This window comes from Halospina denitrificans (assembly GCF_004364635.1).
Lineage (GTDB): Bacteria > Pseudomonadota > Gammaproteobacteria > Pseudomonadales > Oleiphilaceae > Halospina > Halospina denitrificans.
This window is the reverse complement of sequence record NZ_SOAX01000003.1, coordinates 13,045-28,514: the sequence shown is the minus strand read 5'-3', so window position 1 is coordinate 28,514 and position 15,470 is coordinate 13,045. Positions and strand designations below refer to the sequence as shown.

The following is a 15,470-nucleotide window of genomic DNA, read 5'->3' as shown; positions in this document are numbered from 1 at the left end:
TGCTGATCCATCAGAAGCGGATGCGTGCCTCCGCGAAGAAATGGTTGCGGTCGGCCCAGTTATTGTCTTCCCGGTACAGCGGATCATCCGTCAGGTAATGGCGATAGATGGCCGCGAGCTCAACAAGACTCTGTTCAAAATGCCAGCTCCGTGCCAGGCGCGTGTCGAGCCTTTCAAAGTGGTTGGTCCGGATCTCGTCCGTAAAATAGTACGTAAACGCCGCACTGGTGTTGCCGCCGAACCGCCGCAGCCAGGTCGCGCTCCCACTATGGCGTGCATTCATCCGCTGCTCAAGTGTCAGGTAAAACTGTGGGTCACGGGCCTGATTGGGAGACCCTTTATAGGTTCCGTCGGTATCCAGGTACGCATAAGTGGCCCTGAAAAAATTGTCGCCCAGATTCAGTGATCCTTCCAGTTCGAAGCCTTTCTGGGTGAGATCAACACTGTTGTCCAGGTCCCAGCGCTGTTCGTCGTCGGGGTCGTCCCCGAGATTGGTCTGGCCGGCGATAAGGTTGGTCAACGAATCCCGGAAGAGCTTGACCTCGGCCTGGAAAAGCCCACCACGGAGACGCTGCTGGATCAGGTAACTCAGCTCCCGGGAAAGAATGGTTTCCTCTTCCAGTGGCTGTATCGGGTTGTCGGGACTTGAAGGTGTGACGGAGGGGCCAGCACGTTCGCCTTCGATCAGCTCGGCCAGGGCATCCGGAGAAACGTTGGCCGCGCGATACTGCCAGTTCGGCGAGGATTCAAACGGATCCGGCAAACGATGGGCCTTGGAGACCACGAACCGGAGCGTCTGGTTCTGGCTCAGATGAATATTGGCTGCCCCCCTTGGGGAGAAAAAGTCACCGCCGAGGCTGTCCTCCTCCCACATGCCGCCGACGTTGGCAACCAACCAGGGTGTCAGTGAATACTCGATGTTGGAGAATACCCGGCTCCGATTGGTCTCACCCTCTCCGTTAAAAAACGTGTCCGACTCGTAGCGATCCTCGCGGTAGCTGGCGCCATAAACAATACGCAAGGCCGGGCTGAGGATGTGGGTCTGCTGGAACTCCGCATGCACCCGCTCTTCTTCCAGATCCTCGTTCACATCGGCTTCGAAAGCGGGCGCATCCGGGACCAGCTCGTCCACCCGGGCGCGGATGGTACGGCGTCGTTCACGGGTTTGATAATAGAGCTGGAAATGGAAAAAACGGTCCGTGGCAGGTTCGTGATGCCATTTCAGCGACGCATGCCAGTCCTCACCGGAGGTTGTGGGTTTGTTCTGGGGGTTGAAGTTGCTGTACAGGGCCGGATCCTCTTCTTCATGGACGTCGTGATAGCCCATTTCCATATCCAGCGTGTCAGCTGCGCTCAGTTCCAGTTCACCGGCATAGTTCAGTGACAGGGTGTCATAGCCGTCGTAATTATCGACTTTCTCATCCGTGCGGCTGCCGGTGTCATCGCGCGCATACCGGAAATCAAAACCATCGCTGCGCCTTTGATTGAGCGAAAGCCGCCAGTCCAGGGGACCGTTTCGGGAACCGATTGACCCGTAATAGTGGCCGAAACCGTCATCGCCCCTGAGCCCCTCGCTTCCCCGCAGCTCGACACCATGGGTATCGCTGGGGGACCGCGTGATGATGTTGATGACGGCCAGGAATGAGTTCGCGCCGTAAGAGGCCGCGTTGGGGCCGCGGGTAACCTCGATGCGTTCCACTTCGTCCAGCGGAACCGGCAGGTTGGTCCAGTCCATATCCGCCAGGCTCGCATTGTAATAGGAGCGGCCATCCACAAGCACCTGGAGGCGGCGCTGCTCAACCGCCACGGTACCGTGATAGCTCACCACCGGATCATTACTGCCCACATACCCGACAGTCATACCGGGTACGAGGCGGAACACATCCCACAGGTTCAGAATCCCGAGGTCGCGAATGAATTCGCCCTCAAGGATAGTCACGGTCCCCGGCGTGTTGGCCTTGGACTGCCGCAGGCGGCTGGCGGTGAGGACCTGGGGCAGGTCCCCGGTCTCGGGGGCGGCCATCTCCGGGGCCCCGGGCAGCTCATGGTAAGAACTCTGGCTTTCGTCCCGCGCCAGGGAGACATTGGCTGCCAGGGTGAAAAACAATGGCAGGACGACAAGTGGAGCAGGGCGGTGGTGGGCCATACCGATGGATCCCCAGGTGTCAGAACATCCGAGCCAGAACGGCCTCGGGTAAGCGACGCAGCAAGAAAGCGATTGGCGTCCAGGGCCAGGGCGGCACGCAGGCTACCCGCTTTTCTTTCTCAATCGCCTCGACCAGTGCGCGACATCCAGTATCGCGATCCACACGAAAGGGTGCGTTCTTCAGATCCTCATTAATTGCCGTCAGTATATAGCCCGGCAACAGGGTTGTAACCTTTATGGGGCTCCCGGCTTTGCGCAGTTCAACGCGCAGGCCTTCCGCCATGGAGGCCAGCCCCGCCTTGGTCGCACCATAGACTGTCATGTTGGCGGGCATGCCCCGGACTGCGGAAATGGAGGAAATGCCGACCAGGTGCCCGTGATTCTGTTCCCGGAAAATTGCCATGGCCGCCTCAAACTGCGCGAGGGCCGCCACGAAATCCGTCTCCGCCGTCTGCCGGTTGGCCTCGAAACGCCCGGTTCCAAGCGGCTGGCCCTTACCGATGCCGGCATTCACAACCACCCGGTCCAGCTGCCCGAATTCGTCCCGGAAGGCATTGAAAACCTGGAACACCGCATCATGGTCGTTCACATCCAAGGCGCGCACGCTGACACTGATGTCGCTGTGCCTGGATTCAAGCTCTGATTTAAGGGCTTCAAGGTTCTCCGTACGGCGCGCACAGAGCGCCAGGTTGTTGCCCCGGGCCGCAAACTCCCGGGCCATGCCTTCACCCAGCCCCGAACTGGCGCCGGTTATCAGTACTACCCTGTTCATGGGCGCGGCTCTCCCTTGTCACTGTTAATTACGACTCTACTGGCTCGTCCCCGGGGTTACTCAGTTCCCCGACCGAAACATTATGGCGCCTTAATAATGCGTTAGCGTAAATGCCGAGTAACCAGGGATGCAACGCGGGGTCCATACCATGAAGGCGCTGGTCGAGCTGTGAGTGAGCATCGCTGAGATGGTTCGAATCAGGCATTTCCTGTTCCAGTGAAGCGGGCAGGGCGCCGATGGTATGACGGGTGGCGAGTTTTTCCGCCGCAGCATAGTTCACGGGATTGAAGTGCATCAGCGCCAGGATCTGTTCGTCAGCCGCCCTTGCCACGTCCTCGGCGCGCTCGACGTCATCGGTCTCCAGAGGCGCCCCAAAGGCCACATGGACCTGACCCTTGAATCCCGACACACCCTTCACAATACTTTCGATATCTTCGCCCGGTCGCTTCTCGTAATGGCCGGTGCGGTAGCGCTCTTCCAGTTCCCGAGCCTTGTCCTCATCGCAGGGATCGAGCTCATAGGATATGGCGACCGGTACCACCCGCAGCTCGCGGATCGACTCCGCAAGACTGACGCCATCCCGTTTATGGCTCATGTACAGCATCTTTATGATGGCGGGATCGGATACATCCACACCGTCCTTGGCCCGGCCTTCACGCTGGGCCATCCAAACGGAATGGCCTTCGCTGAGCGATTCGCGGATATAACGGGATAGCTCCAGAAAGGTGTTGCGCATCTCACGGGGATTGGAAAGGTTGCGCCGGACGATGAAGCTTTTGTTCAGCCGCATCAGGTCCGCAACGAGGGGATTACCGGTTAGATTGTCGCCGATGGCGATGCGGGTGGTGGCCATTCCGGACTCATAGAGGGCATAGTTCACCAGAGCCGGATCAAGCACTATATCCCGGTGGCTGGACAGGAACAGACAGGGCTTTGAACTGTCCAGGTTTTCGAGTCCTGACCACGAAATCCCGCTGGTAGTTGATCGCAGACCTCGAGCAACCAGCGGTGCCATACGCGACTGAAGCTGCGCAACGGACTGGATGCGGCCGAATGCCAACCGCATCTGCGCCGCCACCCAGAATCGGATCAGCGGCGGTGCCAGGCGATGGATGCGGCCGTAACGGAAGCGTCCCACCAGATCCAGAAAATCCCGTTGGCGCAGCAGACGCTGGATAACGGCATTGATTTCGTCATCGGAATAAGGGCGAATATCGTCCGAACCGGGCATTGCGACTCCACAGGCTGAAATTCAGGTGGCCAGCATAGCCATCTTTTGCCTGCGCGTCATGCCCGAATCAGGGCAACAGATCCCGAACACTGCAATCAAGTGCCTCTGCCAGCCGGTACACCTTTTCAAGCGTAATATTGACCTGACCCCGCTCGATACGGCCCATATAGCTGCGATCGATCCCAGCTCTCAACGCGAGCTGGTCCTGGGAAATTTCCCGGTTCCTGCGCACTTCGCGGACATTGATTCCGAACTGCTTAGCGTTGTATTTCATCGATAGCCTCTCATGAGGCGGAACTATCCTTATTCCAGTTACGTTTTGCTACAGTCTATAATCCTCTGACTATACACCAATTTTAGCGCATTTTTTATGTTTTTGTTTTGCAATGCGAATTAAAAGCAAAGCTCACAGTTACCATACGCATAAACACGGGGTTCGGTTCCATAGCGTTGCGCATAATGTATATTATGTTAAATACAGTGTGGAAAGGCCAAAAGATCACTGAGCTGCCTGGCCGACCCGCCCCCCAGTCTTCAGCTATCCGGATTGCTGGCAAGCTCCTTCAGTGCCTGCATGGCTTCATCGCTTCGCTCACTGGGCACAAACATGTGGTCGTGATAGAAACCTGCAATGACGTTGGTGGTGATGCCCCGTTCAGCCAGCAGGCTCGTTACCACCGAAGTGAGTCCCAGAGCTTCAAGACTTGAGTGGCCTTTGAGCGTGATGCGCTGGAAGACTCTGTAGTAGTCCAGATTCTCCGCTTTGGCCTGCTCGAGAGGAACGACGAGCGTAAGGCCCTCCAGTTCGGCAATGCTGACGATGGGTTTCAGCCTTTCCAGCTCGCCATACTTTGCGTGAGCTACTGTGCAGTACACATAAGGGGTCGGATCCAGGTTTGGCGAGAGATTCTTAATCAAATCCTGGAGAAACTGTGTTCGCTTCATCTCTAACGATCCTTCAGCAGAATGTCTTGGGTATCCTGAAAATCTACCATTTCCAGTGGTCTTGATGCGCAAAAAATATCCGTACCGCCCTATCAAGTGCTTTGCCTGGCCGATCGTCGGTCGGGGTTTAATTTTATAGACACCTAGTCTATATTAACCCAATGGAGAAAACGCTACCTAAAAAACGGCGAGGTCGCCCGCCCAAGGTCCCTCGTGACGACATCGACACCCGTGCCGCGCTTATTCGCAGCGGGACGGAGGTGTTGACCGAACAGGGGTTTGCCGTCTCCGGCATTGACGGCATCCTCAAGCGTGTCGGCGTACCCAAGGGCTCGTTCTACTATTACTTTTCAAGCAAAGAAGCCTTTGGATACGCGATCCTGGAGCATTACGCAAATTATTTCGCAAAGAAGCTTGATAGCCATTTACTCAATGATTCCCTCCCGCCCCTGCAACGGATAAGCGCCTTCGTTGCGGACGCGAAGGAAGGTATGCAACGGCATAGCTTCCAACGTGGATGCCTGGTGGGAAATCTGGGACAGGAAGCGAACGTCCTCCCCCAGGGTTATCGAGCATGGCTGCAGGAAACGCTCAAGGACTGGCAACAGCGGATGGCTTACTGTCTGCGTGAGGCGCAGCAAATGGGTGAACTGTCTCAATCAGCCGACTGTGATCGCCTGGCAGAAGCGTTCTGGATCGGTTGGGAGGGGGCCGTCATGCGAGCGAGGCTGGAGGCTACGGCCCGCCCGCTCGATACGTTTGTCGAAACCTTTCTGGACGGTTTGCCCCGGTAAATTTTTTATTGATTAATAGACGTTCGTCTACAAAAAGAGGTAACCAATGTTCAACGCAGTTTTTATTGATAAGCAGGATGGCGAGCAGCGGGTGGAGATCAAGTCGCTGGATGAATCGGAGCTCCCTGATGGCGACGTCACTGTGCGGGTCCAATCCAGTACGCTCAATTACAAGGATGCGCTCGCCATCACTGGCAAGGGGCCCGTCGTTAAGCAGTTCCCCATGGTGCCGGGAATCGATCTGTCAGGGGTTGTGGAGGAGTCCTCCGCATCCGATTTCAAGCCTGGGGATACGGTGCTGCTCAACGGCTGGGGCGTGGGCGAAAAACACTGGGGTGGATTGGCAGAGAAAGCACGGCTCGATAGCCGCTGGCTGATCCCCCAACCCGCCGCTTTCACACCCTATCAGTCCATGGCGATCGGTACGGCCGGTTATACGGCCATGCTGGCGGTTATGGCGCTGGAAAGCCACGGTGTTACTCCGGATCAGGGGGAAATCCTCGTCACTGGTGCCAACGGTGGCGTGGGGAGCTATGCCATTACACTGCTGGCGCGGCTGGGCTATCACGTTGTTGCCTCTACGGGACGCCTGGAAGAGTCAGAGTATCTGCGTGGGCTGGGCGCGGAGGGCGTGATTGACCGCCACGAACTCTCCGAGCCGGGGCGCCCATTAGCCAAGGAACGCTGGGCCGGCGCAATCGACTGTGTTGGCAGTCACACGCTTGCCAACGTGCTCGCTTCTACGAAATATGACGGGACCGTTGCTTGCTGTGGCCTGGCTCAAGGCATGGATCTACCAGCCAGCGTCGCTCCTTTCATACTGCGTGGTGTCACGCTGGCGGGTATCGACAGCGTCATGAAGCCCCTGGCCTACCGAGTCGAGGCCTGGCGCAGACTGGGTGAGCTTCTTGATCCGGAACAGCTGACCACCATTACTCAGTCCCTTACGCTGGACCAGGCGATAGGTGCTGCCGACGACCTGCTGGAAGGAAAGATCAGAGGGAGGGTCGTTGTTGATATGACGTGACCTTGCAGGGGCCAAATGCGAGCAGGAAGTGACGATCCAACGGATTTGGTTTTTTCTGTTCTATGCTAAAAGGACCGTCACCTTCCTTTCGCAGAGAGCAAGCTGCGGGCCGGGGCTGCTGCGCTATTGAGTGCGGTGAGCGTCGTCGCTGGCGCCCAGAGCAAAGCTATTCCGATTACTGGTGGGGTTTACCAAAACAGGACCGGCAATCACGGAACATGGAGTCTTTCGTTGCGTGCCAAAAACTGTCCGTCGATGGTCAGCCATAACGGCTCCCCGCCCAAGGGTGACCCCGCGGGCAACCCGCGCTGGGCGTGAATATGCAGATGCGGTTCGGAACTGTTTCCCGAGTTGCCCGCTTCGCCCAGGGTATCCCCAACACGTAACTGATCTCCTTCAGCAACCGCCATCTTTCCCTGACGCAGGTGCGCGAGAATTACCACGAAATCACCACAGTCGACGGCAATATAATTACCGGCTTTGTTGTCACCGTCCATTTCAGGAACGGTCATGTCCTCAAACCGATCGACGACCTTCGCTACCCTGCCGCTGCAGGGCGCTACAACAGGGGTACCGAAGGTCGTGTACTGGGCCGGATCCGCCGGCCACCATCCGCTCATATGCCATCCCCAGGGGGTAATGCGAAAGATATCCAGCCCCCTGCTCTGGCCCCGCCAGGGCCGGAAACGCTCTTCGGATTCATCCAGTGTTCGGAGATGGACATTCGCCATCTCAGTTGACCCGCCATGCGCGACCAGGAAATGACCGGCGGCAAACGGCGGCGCGATATCCACCACGTCGCTGTTGGGCGTAACCCGCCCCTGAATGGCGGCTATACCCATGTACCCCCCAAGCACTCCGAGTCCAGCGACTACAGCGATAAGCACGGGCGAGCCAACTGACGCCTGCCAGAGGCCATGGGTGGAAGAACGAATGGTCATCAGTTGCCGGATTACGATCAACAGAAAAACCAGGCCGTACAGATAAGGCACCCAGAACGGAGGTAGAGCCCACAGGGCCGCAAAGCTGAGCCCGAAAAGCACTAGACCGACAGACAGTCCCTGGAGCGCAAGAGCCAGTGAGCCCGGTGCCGGAAACAGAGCGAGCCAAACCAACAACAGGACGGGCAGGAACAACTGGGTAAGTACCGTGATCCAGGGCATCTCAGAGAAGAACCTCTTCCACCGGGCGGCGCAGCGATCGGGGTGCCGCAGGTCCGCGCCCAATCCGCAGCACAAGGTCCGGACGGCCATTCCCAATCCCCAGGAAGCGGGCAAAGTCACCGCGCAGGTCCGGGACCTCAACCGGTTGGTTAATGAACGCCGTCTTGAGCTCCAACGCAGCCGCCTGCAAGGCAAGTCGTTCATAGCACCGGCCCGCTTCAATCCAATGGGGTTTGTCGTCAGAATCGGAAACCAGTACGGCAACAGCCGACGAGCTGCGGATGTGCCGGTCGTCTTTCTGGTTCTGCTTCTCCGCAGAAAACCCGAATCGCATCGCTAACAACCCAAGCCAGCGGGGAACGCTGGGACTGCCCATGACTGGTCCATACAGGCCGTCACCACTGGTTCCCGCCTCTCGCCCACTAAAGCGAATCCAGGATTTAAGCTCCCGGCCCCAGGCAGAGTCGCCAAACTGAGCGGAGTTACCCGCGGTGACGTACCCGGCTATCTGTTCTTTTTGCTCATCATCCGTAAACAGCATTATGGAGACACCATCGCCCTTCCCGGCTTGCTCCAGCAGCTGCAACTGCTCAGCAGAGAGCGGCGATCCATCGTATTCGACGCGGCTACACTGTCTTTGGGTAATTGCCTTGAATAGCGATGATTGAAAGGGGGTGGTTTCCTCGAAATCAATCTGTACACCCGAGGTTGAGGCGTCGTAGGAGCAGTAGCCCTTTAGCCCCGCCGCCTCCGCTGCCAGAATCAGATTCTCGGCGGCACAGCCCAGGCTCGCGTAAAGGTGGTGGTCATCCGGATCCACGGCCGGACAACGCCTTGAGAAATCAGGAAGAATCCGTATTCGCCCATCTTCCAGTTTGAATAGCCAGGGTTGGGTGTTGTGGCTGGATGCGGCCAGGGTCGCGTAGCGCACAAGCTCCCTGTAATCCGGCGTTCCAGTTTGCGGCTCTGGGGGCTGCCATATTTCTCTGACCTTTTGCGAGTAATTCACTGTTTACTCTCCTTGCATGTACGGGGTGAGGATGGCCTCGGTGACCTCGGCCTCCACCTGCGTCAGGCTTCCCTGCTCTCCAAGCATGCCAATATCAGAATTGATCTGCAGGGCTATCGCGATATCGTAATCCGGGTAGTACCTCAGTGAAGAAACATAGCCGGGTATCCAGCCCCGGTGGCCACGGACCTCGCCGTATTGTTCGGTGGGCTCGATGACCACACCAAGTCCGTAGGTAACCCCTTCACGCTCCTCGCTCACGGGTTTACCGGTCATCATGGCTTTGAAACTGGCCTCGGAATGCAGTCGGCCAGACCATAGCGCCCTGCCCCAACGGGCAAGATCGCCAGCCGTGCTGACGAATCCGCCGCCGGCATCCTCCACAGCTGGGTGCCACACCAGCCGGTCATTTTCATCCATGGTGCGCTCGGGTAACCCGAATGGGTTCTCTGAACTGATGATACCCATTGCCAACCCTGGTAGATGACGCTGATTGGTCGGGGCCGTGTCCTCAAGATCCAATGGTTTCAGGAAGTGGGTCCGGACGTAATCCGTCCAGGGGCACCCCGTCGCGGCCTCCAGAACACGGGCTGCCAGCAGGTAACCGGTATCTGAGTACGCCCACCCTTCTCCGGGAGCAAACAACGGTTCCGTATCGAGTATCAGGCTGATCAGTTCCTGGGTATCCGGAGCATCCGCGCTGGTGCGGGACTGGCGCAATAGTGCCTGGAATGCCGGAAGGTAGACATGGTCAAGCAAACCACCCGTATGGGTCAGCAGACGACGCAGGGTCAGGGTCTTGTGATTGGGTAGCCGGTGGAACCATTCCTCGTCACCGAGCCAGGTCGATATTGGAGAATCCAGCTCAAGCTGGTCTTGTTCAGCAGCGCGCAGGATGGCCGCAGCGACGAAGGACTTGCCGATACTGGCGGCCAGCATAGGAGTGTCTGGCGACATGGGCCTCTCACTGTCCGGATCCGCCATGCCGACGGCCAGGGTACGAACCTTATTGCCAGGACCCGCCCAGGCAACCGTCGCCCCCGGGAAACCATGGCGCTCCCGCAGGTCTGACAGCACCTCGCGCACCCTTTCTTCAGTGGCGCCGGAGGCCAGGCACGACAGCCCTGCGAGAATGATCAATAACCCGATGCGGATCATGTTGGGGTTTTTGAGTGGGTGGTTGATGGAATCACAACGGTGGAGGCATTTTTATTCGAAAACATTTCCTCCCGCCAGAAAACCAGAATCAGCACCGAGACACCAACCAGCAGATAGGTATCGTAAGGCTGGGCATCCGGCCAAAGCGGGTTGATGAGCTGGTAATGGTAAAGCATGGGCCAGAGGATGCTGCCACCGGTTCTGTTGAAGATGGGCGTCACGATAAGGCTCAGGCAGATGTTGCCAATGAAAAAAGGCGCAAAGCCCCACCCGCTATGAATCACGCCACTGAGGTAAAATGCCGGCAGGTGCCAGACGCCCCAGACCGCGCCAATCAGAATGGCGGCCCATACCGGCGCCATGTGCCGCTGGAGCACGGGCAACGCTAATCCCCGCCAGCCCAGCTCTTCCACCGGCCCAAGGACAAGCATGATGGCCATGACCATCAGGACAGCCGCAGCGCCGTCCGAAAAGATCGGCGCCTGCAAGGGCGCGCCCTTGATGAACGCTCCCAGGAAGAAGACGCCCGGCATACCAACAAGAATGAAAAGCAGCCAGCCGGCAGGAATGCGCCATATCCCCAAACGCCGAAGGTAATGCTTCAGACCGATCATACCCCGTCGATGAAGGATAACCGCCACGGCGGCGATGGCGGGCGCCCAGACGGCCAGGAAAAACAGCGGGTGGGTCCCCGATATCTGTCCCAGCAATCCAGCGGCGAGATCGTTGAAGACAATATAGAACCCCGTGATGCTCCAGGTGATCAGGAAGGTAACCAGGACGAAGGGGATCAATGCCTTCAGGTCGATGCCGTCTTGTTCGGGATAATCGGGAATCATGGGCTGTCTCCATGCCCCGCGTTGGCGCTCTTGCCGTGCAGGCGTTCGCGCACCTTCACCCGCGCCATCAGCGCGCAGGGCGTAATAATAAGCGTCAGAACCGTCGCGAATCCCAGCCCGAACACAATGGCCGTCGCCAGGCTCAACCACCATTGCGTGATGGGCGCGCCAAAGGCGATTTCACGGTTGAACAGGTCAATGTTCATGCGCAGCATCATGGGCATCAATCCCAGAACCGTCGTGATAGTGGTCAACACAACCGGGCGCAGGCGCAACAGGCCCGTGCGCAGAATCACTTCCCGCGGATCGCTTATGCGCTTCCGCAAACGGTCATGGGTGTCGATCAGTACAATGTTGTCATTGACGACGACACCGGCGAGGGCAATGATTCCGGTGCCGGTCACCACAATAGAGAAAGCCTGGTTGGTCACCAATAAGCCCAGAACCGCTCCGATAGTGGACACCAACACGGCCGAAAGCACCAGGGCGGCGCTGAAAAAACTGTTGAACTGGGTGACCAGGATCACCGCCATCAGAAAGAGCGCGACGAAAAGCGCGCGCACCAGAAATGCCTCAGCGGCACGCTGTTCCTCATCTTCGCCCTTGAATTCGTACTGTACGCCGGAGGGCAACGGATCGGTCGCCAGCCAGGCGCGCAACTCCTGCACCTTGTCGTCGGCCAGCACGCCGGGGGCGGTATTCGCGCGCACCGCCATGGCCCGAGCCGAATCAACCCGGCGCAGATTGGCCACTTTGGGCTCAGCCCGGCGCTCGATGAAGTTGCTGATGGGCACCGCGCCACCCGGCGTGTTCACACGCAGCTGGTCGAGCTGGCCCAGTGTGCGCCAGCGCTCCGGGTAGCGCAGGATAATATCGATTTCCTCGTCGGTATCGTCGGGCCGGTAACTGGCGAGGCGCAGACCGTTGGTCACCAGCTGGGCGGCGTTTCCGATGGTGGTGACGTCCACTCCAAACTTGGCCGCCTGGGCGCGGTCAACCTTCATCTCCCACTCGATGCCGGGCAATGGGCGATCGTCCTCAATATCGGTGAGTCCCTGCATGGATTGAAAGCGCTGGCGCACTGTCTCAACCGCTGCCGGCAGCCTGCTGGGATCGCTGGCGCTCAACAATACCTGCACTGGTTTGCCCACCGGGGGGCCAGCCTCCATCTTACGCACCTCAACCTCGAGACCAGCCAGCCCGTCAGTGCGTTCGCGGATGGACTGCAGGATCTCATTGGCGGGCGGGCGCTTATCCCAGTCGTCGAATTCAACCGAAATGCGACCGATCACATCCTCGGCCACATCGCCCATGAAACTGAAGCCTCCTCCCCCGGCAGTCCGGGCGTAGACGCTCTCGAAGGAATCCCGGTACGCCAGCACTTCCTGCTCCACTTCGCGAACCAACGCATCCTTCTGGTCCACGGACAGATTGCCGCGGGCATGGACCAGCAGTGTGGCGAAATCCGGTTCCACCGTGGGGAAGAACTCGACGCCCTTGCCATAGATCCCATACAGCATCCACGCCGCGAGCAGTCCAGCCAATGTAACCCCCAGCACCCTCCCCGGGTAATCCAGGGCCTTGTCGAGCCCGCGCAGATAATGGCGGGCCGCCCCGGTTATCTCTTCCAGGTTGCCGTACTCGGCGGCCTGGAGGTTGCGCCGCTGCCATCTGGCCTCGGCACCGGCCTTACCCAGATGGGCGCCCAGGGTGGGCACGAATATCAGGGCCATCAGCAGCGACGCGGTAAGCGTGGTCACCAGCGTAATGGGAAAATAGCGCATGAACTCACCCACGATCCCCGGCCAGAACAGCATGGGAAGAAACGCGGCAAGGGTGGTGAGGGTGGCTGAGATAATAGGGCTTCCCATACGCCGCACCGCCAGGGCGTAGGCCCGGAAACGATCCTCGCCTGCCGCCATGTGGCGCTCAGCGTATTCCACCACCATTATGGCGCCGTCAACCAGGACGCCGATGGCCAGGATAAGCCCAAACAGCACCACCATGTTCACGGTATAGCCCATCAGGTGCAGCACCAGGATGCTGGCCAGGAAGGAACCGGGGATGGAGACACCGACCAGCAGGCCAGAGCGCAGCCCCAGAACCCCGACCACCACAATCATCACAAGCACCACGGCACTCACCACGTGGTTCTCCAGATCCGTGAGCATCATCTCGATGAACTCGGACTGGTCCTGGCTGTAAGTGACCACCAGGTTGGATGGCCAGTCAGCCTTGAGCCTGTCCACCCGGTCACGCACGGCCGCCACCGTATCAATCACGTTTTCGCCGGTGCGCTTGGTAATCTCAAGGGTCACTGCCGGTAGCCCGTTTACCCGGGCGTGGCCCTCGGCGTCCTTGAAGGTGCGCTTGACGGTGGCAATGTCCCGGACGCGCACAACAGCCTCGCCCTCGACCTTGACCGGCATATCGAGCACGTCCTCAGTGGTTTCGATCAGCCCCGGGACCTTGATGGCAAAGCGCCCGTCGCCGGTATCCAGGTTACCCGTGGCCACCAACCGGTTGGAGCGACTCAGGTACTGGATGATCTCATCGGCCCGAAGGCCATAGCTCTCGATCCTGAGTGGGTCAACGATGACCTCCACCACCTCCTCGCGCTCCCCGGCGATGGTCACATCCAATACACTGGTCACGGATTCGATTTCATCGCGTGTGGTGCGTGCCAACTGCTGCAGCGTGCGCTCGGGCACGTCCCCAGCCAGTGTCACAAGCAGTACCGGAAAGATACTGGTGTTGATCTCCTGAACCACGGGCTCGTCCGCATTGGGGGGCAGCTTCGGTTCAGCCTTGTCCACCGCGTCCTTCACGTCCTGGAGAACGGCGTCGGCGTCGAAGCCGGCATCGAACTCCAGCACGATCTCGCCGCCACCCTGCGATGCGCTGGCCTGCATCTCCTTCAGCCCGTCGATTCCGCGAAGCTCCACTTCCATGGGACGAATCAGCAACCGCTCGGCGTCTTCCGGAGACACGCCCTCCAATCCCACGTGTACGAACACATAGGGAATATCCACATCCGGTTCCGCCTCCTTGGCGATATCCAGATAGGCCCAGGCGCCCGCGATCAGCAGCAACGCCAGGGCGGACAACACCGCCCGGTGACGACTGAACAGCCATTCGACCCAGCCGTTCATCCGCTGTCTCCGGGCGTTTCGAAGCCCTCGTAGGGCACCGTTTGCACCGGCTGCCCCACGCTCACAAACTCATGCCCCACCGCGATCAGGCGCGCCGACTCCGGAAGCCCGGTCAGCCACACACCATCAGATGTATCCCTCACCACCTCCACCGGATAAAAGACCACCTCGCCGGCCCCATTCACCCCCTTGACGCCCAGAGTGCCGTCATCGGCCAGCGTCAGCATGGATGAGGGCACACGGTGCGCGGCGAGCTCGTCGGCAAAGAGCGTAACCTCGGCAGTCAGACCCTCGATGATGGCCCTGTCGTCATTTTCGATGACTACCTCGACGGGAAAAGTGCGCGTTCCCGCCTCGGCTACCCGGCCCACAAACGCCACTTCACCCTCGTGAACGGACCCGTTGATCAGCCTCACCTCGGCGCGGCTGCCAATCTCGATCCTGTTGAGGTGACGCTCGGACAGTGAACCCTTCACCCGGATCGGGTTCAGATCCACCACCGTGGCTACCGGTGCCCCCCGGCTCATAAAATCGCCCTGCTCCACATCGCGGGTCTCGATCAAGCCCTCGATGGGTGACCTGATCCGTGTACGTTCCGCCTCCGAGACCGCCATCTCCAGCTGTGCCCGGGCCGCCTCAAGCGCCGCCCGGGCACTGGCGAGGCTGGTCTCCGCAATCGAGTCCTGCCTGCGCAACTGCTGCGCCGCCCGAAACTCGATCTCACGTTGTTCGACCAGCGAGCGCGCCTCCTGCAGCCGCGCCTGCCGGCTCTCGATCGCCAGCTCCACCAGAAGATCGCCCTGGGCCACCCGGTTCCCACGTTCGAAATGCAGTTTCTCGACCACCCCGTCCGTTTCCGCCTTCACCGCCACGCTGCGATCCGCCAGGGTGCGACCCGTAATAATGACTCGATCCTGAATCAGCTGATGTCGCGACTCGAAGACCCGCACTGACGCCGGCTCGTCGGCCTGCTTTGCCCCAGTTTCCCCGGAGTTGTGCGAGTCAGGAGCACTGAAAAGACCCGAAAGCATCCAAAGGGCGGCAGCAATGAAAATGAGCCCGGCAATCAGCGCCGAACGGTGGTGGCTCAGGGAACGCTTTTCCGGGGTTTCCATCGGCTTATCTGGGTTGGGTGGTAGGTTAGCGGTTCAATTTAGCAAGGGGGGTGTGGCGTTCGGATTGACTGGGGTCAATTCCGCCCCTGAAAGTATAGTCTCAAGGAAAACGGGAAAGA

General features: G+C 59.2%; 13 protein-coding genes. 2 read left to right on the top strand and 11 right to left on the bottom strand.

Features of this window, described 5'->3' with window-relative positions; translation table 11 throughout:
• Positions 1-10: 10 nt before the first annotated feature.
• The 5 genes from DES49_RS07155 to DES49_RS07135 all read right to left on the bottom strand — a co-directional run bounded on the left by DES49_RS07155 (position 11) and on the right by DES49_RS07135 (position 5,094).
• Complete coding sequence (locus DES49_RS07155) at positions 11-2,146, bottom strand: TonB-dependent receptor plug domain-containing protein (RefSeq protein ID WP_133735735.1); 2,136 nt, start codon at positions 2,144-2,146, stop codon at positions 11-13.
• Between the two features lie 19 nt (positions 2,147-2,165).
• Entirely contained in the window at positions 2,166-2,918 is a 753-nt protein-coding gene (locus DES49_RS07150; protein WP_133735734.1) for an SDR family oxidoreductase, read from the bottom strand.
• A gap of 28 nt (positions 2,919-2,946) precedes the next feature.
• A complete protein-coding gene (locus DES49_RS07145) occupies positions 2,947-4,149 on the bottom strand; it encodes a 1-acyl-sn-glycerol-3-phosphate acyltransferase (RefSeq protein ID WP_133735733.1) in 1,203 nt (400 codons plus the stop codon).
• Positions 4,150-4,216: 67 nt separating this feature from the next.
• Positions 4,217-4,423 (bottom strand): helix-turn-helix domain-containing protein, encoded by a 207-nt coding sequence (locus DES49_RS07140; RefSeq protein ID WP_133735732.1) that lies wholly within the window; start codon positions 4,421-4,423, stop codon positions 4,217-4,219.
• 260 nt (positions 4,424-4,683) lie between these two features.
• Positions 4,684-5,094, bottom strand: a complete 411-nt coding sequence (locus DES49_RS07135) for an ACT domain-containing protein (RefSeq protein ID WP_133735731.1) — start codon at positions 5,092-5,094, stop codon at positions 4,684-4,686.
• A gap of 161 nt (positions 5,095-5,255) precedes the next feature.
• Here DES49_RS07135 and acuR point away from each other — a divergent pair, with 161 nt between their 5' ends.
• Together acuR and acuI are read left to right on the top strand one after the other, a co-directional pair.
• Positions 5,256-5,888 (top strand): acrylate utilization transcriptional regulator AcuR, encoded by a 633-nt coding sequence (gene acuR, locus DES49_RS07130; protein WP_133735730.1) that lies wholly within the window; start codon positions 5,256-5,258, stop codon positions 5,886-5,888.
• A gap of 46 nt (positions 5,889-5,934) precedes the next feature.
• A complete protein-coding gene (acuI, locus tag DES49_RS07125; RefSeq protein WP_133735729.1) occupies positions 5,935-6,915 on the top strand; it encodes an acrylyl-CoA reductase (NADPH) in 981 nt (326 codons plus the stop codon).
• 209 nt (positions 6,916-7,124) lie between these two features.
• Here the strand turns inward: acuI and DES49_RS07120 are convergent, their stop codons facing one another.
• From DES49_RS07120 to DES49_RS07095, 6 genes are read right to left on the bottom strand one after another with little or no spacing between them, the layout of a single operon-like run.
• Positions 7,125-8,078, bottom strand: a complete 954-nt coding sequence (locus tag DES49_RS07120; RefSeq protein ID WP_133735728.1) for a M23 family metallopeptidase — start codon at positions 8,076-8,078, stop codon at positions 7,125-7,127.
• Between the two features lies 1 nt (position 8,079).
• Positions 8,080-9,087, bottom strand: a complete 1,008-nt coding sequence (locus tag DES49_RS07115) for an Acg family FMN-binding oxidoreductase (RefSeq protein WP_243864943.1) — start codon at positions 9,085-9,087, stop codon at positions 8,080-8,082.
• Between the two features lie 3 nt (positions 9,088-9,090).
• Positions 9,091-10,227: a serine hydrolase domain-containing protein gene (locus DES49_RS07110; protein WP_166646025.1), complete on the bottom strand. Its 1,137-nt coding sequence runs from the start codon at positions 10,225-10,227 to the stop codon at positions 9,091-9,093.
• A gap of 14 nt (positions 10,228-10,241) precedes the next feature.
• Positions 10,242-11,084, bottom strand: coding sequence for a CPBP family intramembrane glutamic endopeptidase (locus tag DES49_RS07105; protein WP_133735726.1), 843 nt, complete (start codon positions 11,082-11,084; stop codon positions 10,242-10,244).
• A complete protein-coding gene (locus DES49_RS07100; protein WP_133735725.1) occupies positions 11,081-14,236 on the bottom strand; it encodes an efflux RND transporter permease subunit in 3,156 nt (1,051 codons plus the stop codon). Before DES49_RS07100 ends, DES49_RS07105 begins: the two co-directional genes overlap by 4 nt.
• Entirely contained in the window at positions 14,233-15,351 is a 1,119-nt protein-coding gene (locus tag DES49_RS07095) for an efflux RND transporter periplasmic adaptor subunit (RefSeq protein ID WP_133735724.1), read from the bottom strand. The genes DES49_RS07100 and DES49_RS07095 overlap by 4 nt, the downstream gene beginning before the upstream one ends.
• Positions 15,352-15,470 lie beyond the last annotated feature (119 nt).

What these genes read in the sequence shown, in the direction of transcription:
- DES49_RS07155 (WP_133735735.1), bottom strand. Translation starts at nt 2,146, where the DNA reads ATGGCCCACCACCGCCCTGCTCCACTTGTCGTCCTGCCATTGTTTTTC.
- DES49_RS07150 (WP_133735734.1), bottom strand. Translation starts at nt 2,918, where the DNA reads ATGAACAGGGTAGTACTGATAACCGGCGCCAGTTCGGGGCTGGGTGAA.
- DES49_RS07145 (WP_133735733.1), bottom strand. Translation starts at nt 4,149, where the DNA reads ATGCCCGGTTCGGACGATATTCGCCCTTATTCCGATGACGAAATCAAT.
- DES49_RS07140 (WP_133735732.1), bottom strand. Translation starts at nt 4,423, where the DNA reads ATGAAATACAACGCTAAGCAGTTCGGAATCAATGTCCGCGAAGTGCGC.
- DES49_RS07135 (WP_133735731.1), bottom strand. Translation starts at nt 5,094, where the DNA reads ATGAAGCGAACACAGTTTCTCCAGGATTTGATTAAGAATCTCTCGCCA.
- acuR (WP_133735730.1), top strand. Translation starts at nt 5,256, where the DNA reads ATGGAGAAAACGCTACCTAAAAAACGGCGAGGTCGCCCGCCCAAGGTC.
- acuI (WP_133735729.1), top strand. Translation starts at nt 5,935, where the DNA reads ATGTTCAACGCAGTTTTTATTGATAAGCAGGATGGCGAGCAGCGGGTG.
- DES49_RS07120 (WP_133735728.1), bottom strand. Translation starts at nt 8,078, where the DNA reads ATGCCCTGGATCACGGTACTTACCCAGTTGTTCCTGCCCGTCCTGTTG.
- DES49_RS07105 (WP_133735726.1), bottom strand. Translation starts at nt 11,084, where the DNA reads ATGATTCCCGATTATCCCGAACAAGACGGCATCGACCTGAAGGCATTG.
- DES49_RS07100 (WP_133735725.1), bottom strand. Translation starts at nt 14,236, where the DNA reads ATGAACGGCTGGGTCGAATGGCTGTTCAGTCGTCACCGGGCGGTGTTG.
- DES49_RS07095 (WP_133735724.1), bottom strand. Translation starts at nt 15,351, where the DNA reads ATGGAAACCCCGGAAAAGCGTTCCCTGAGCCACCACCGTTCGGCGCTG.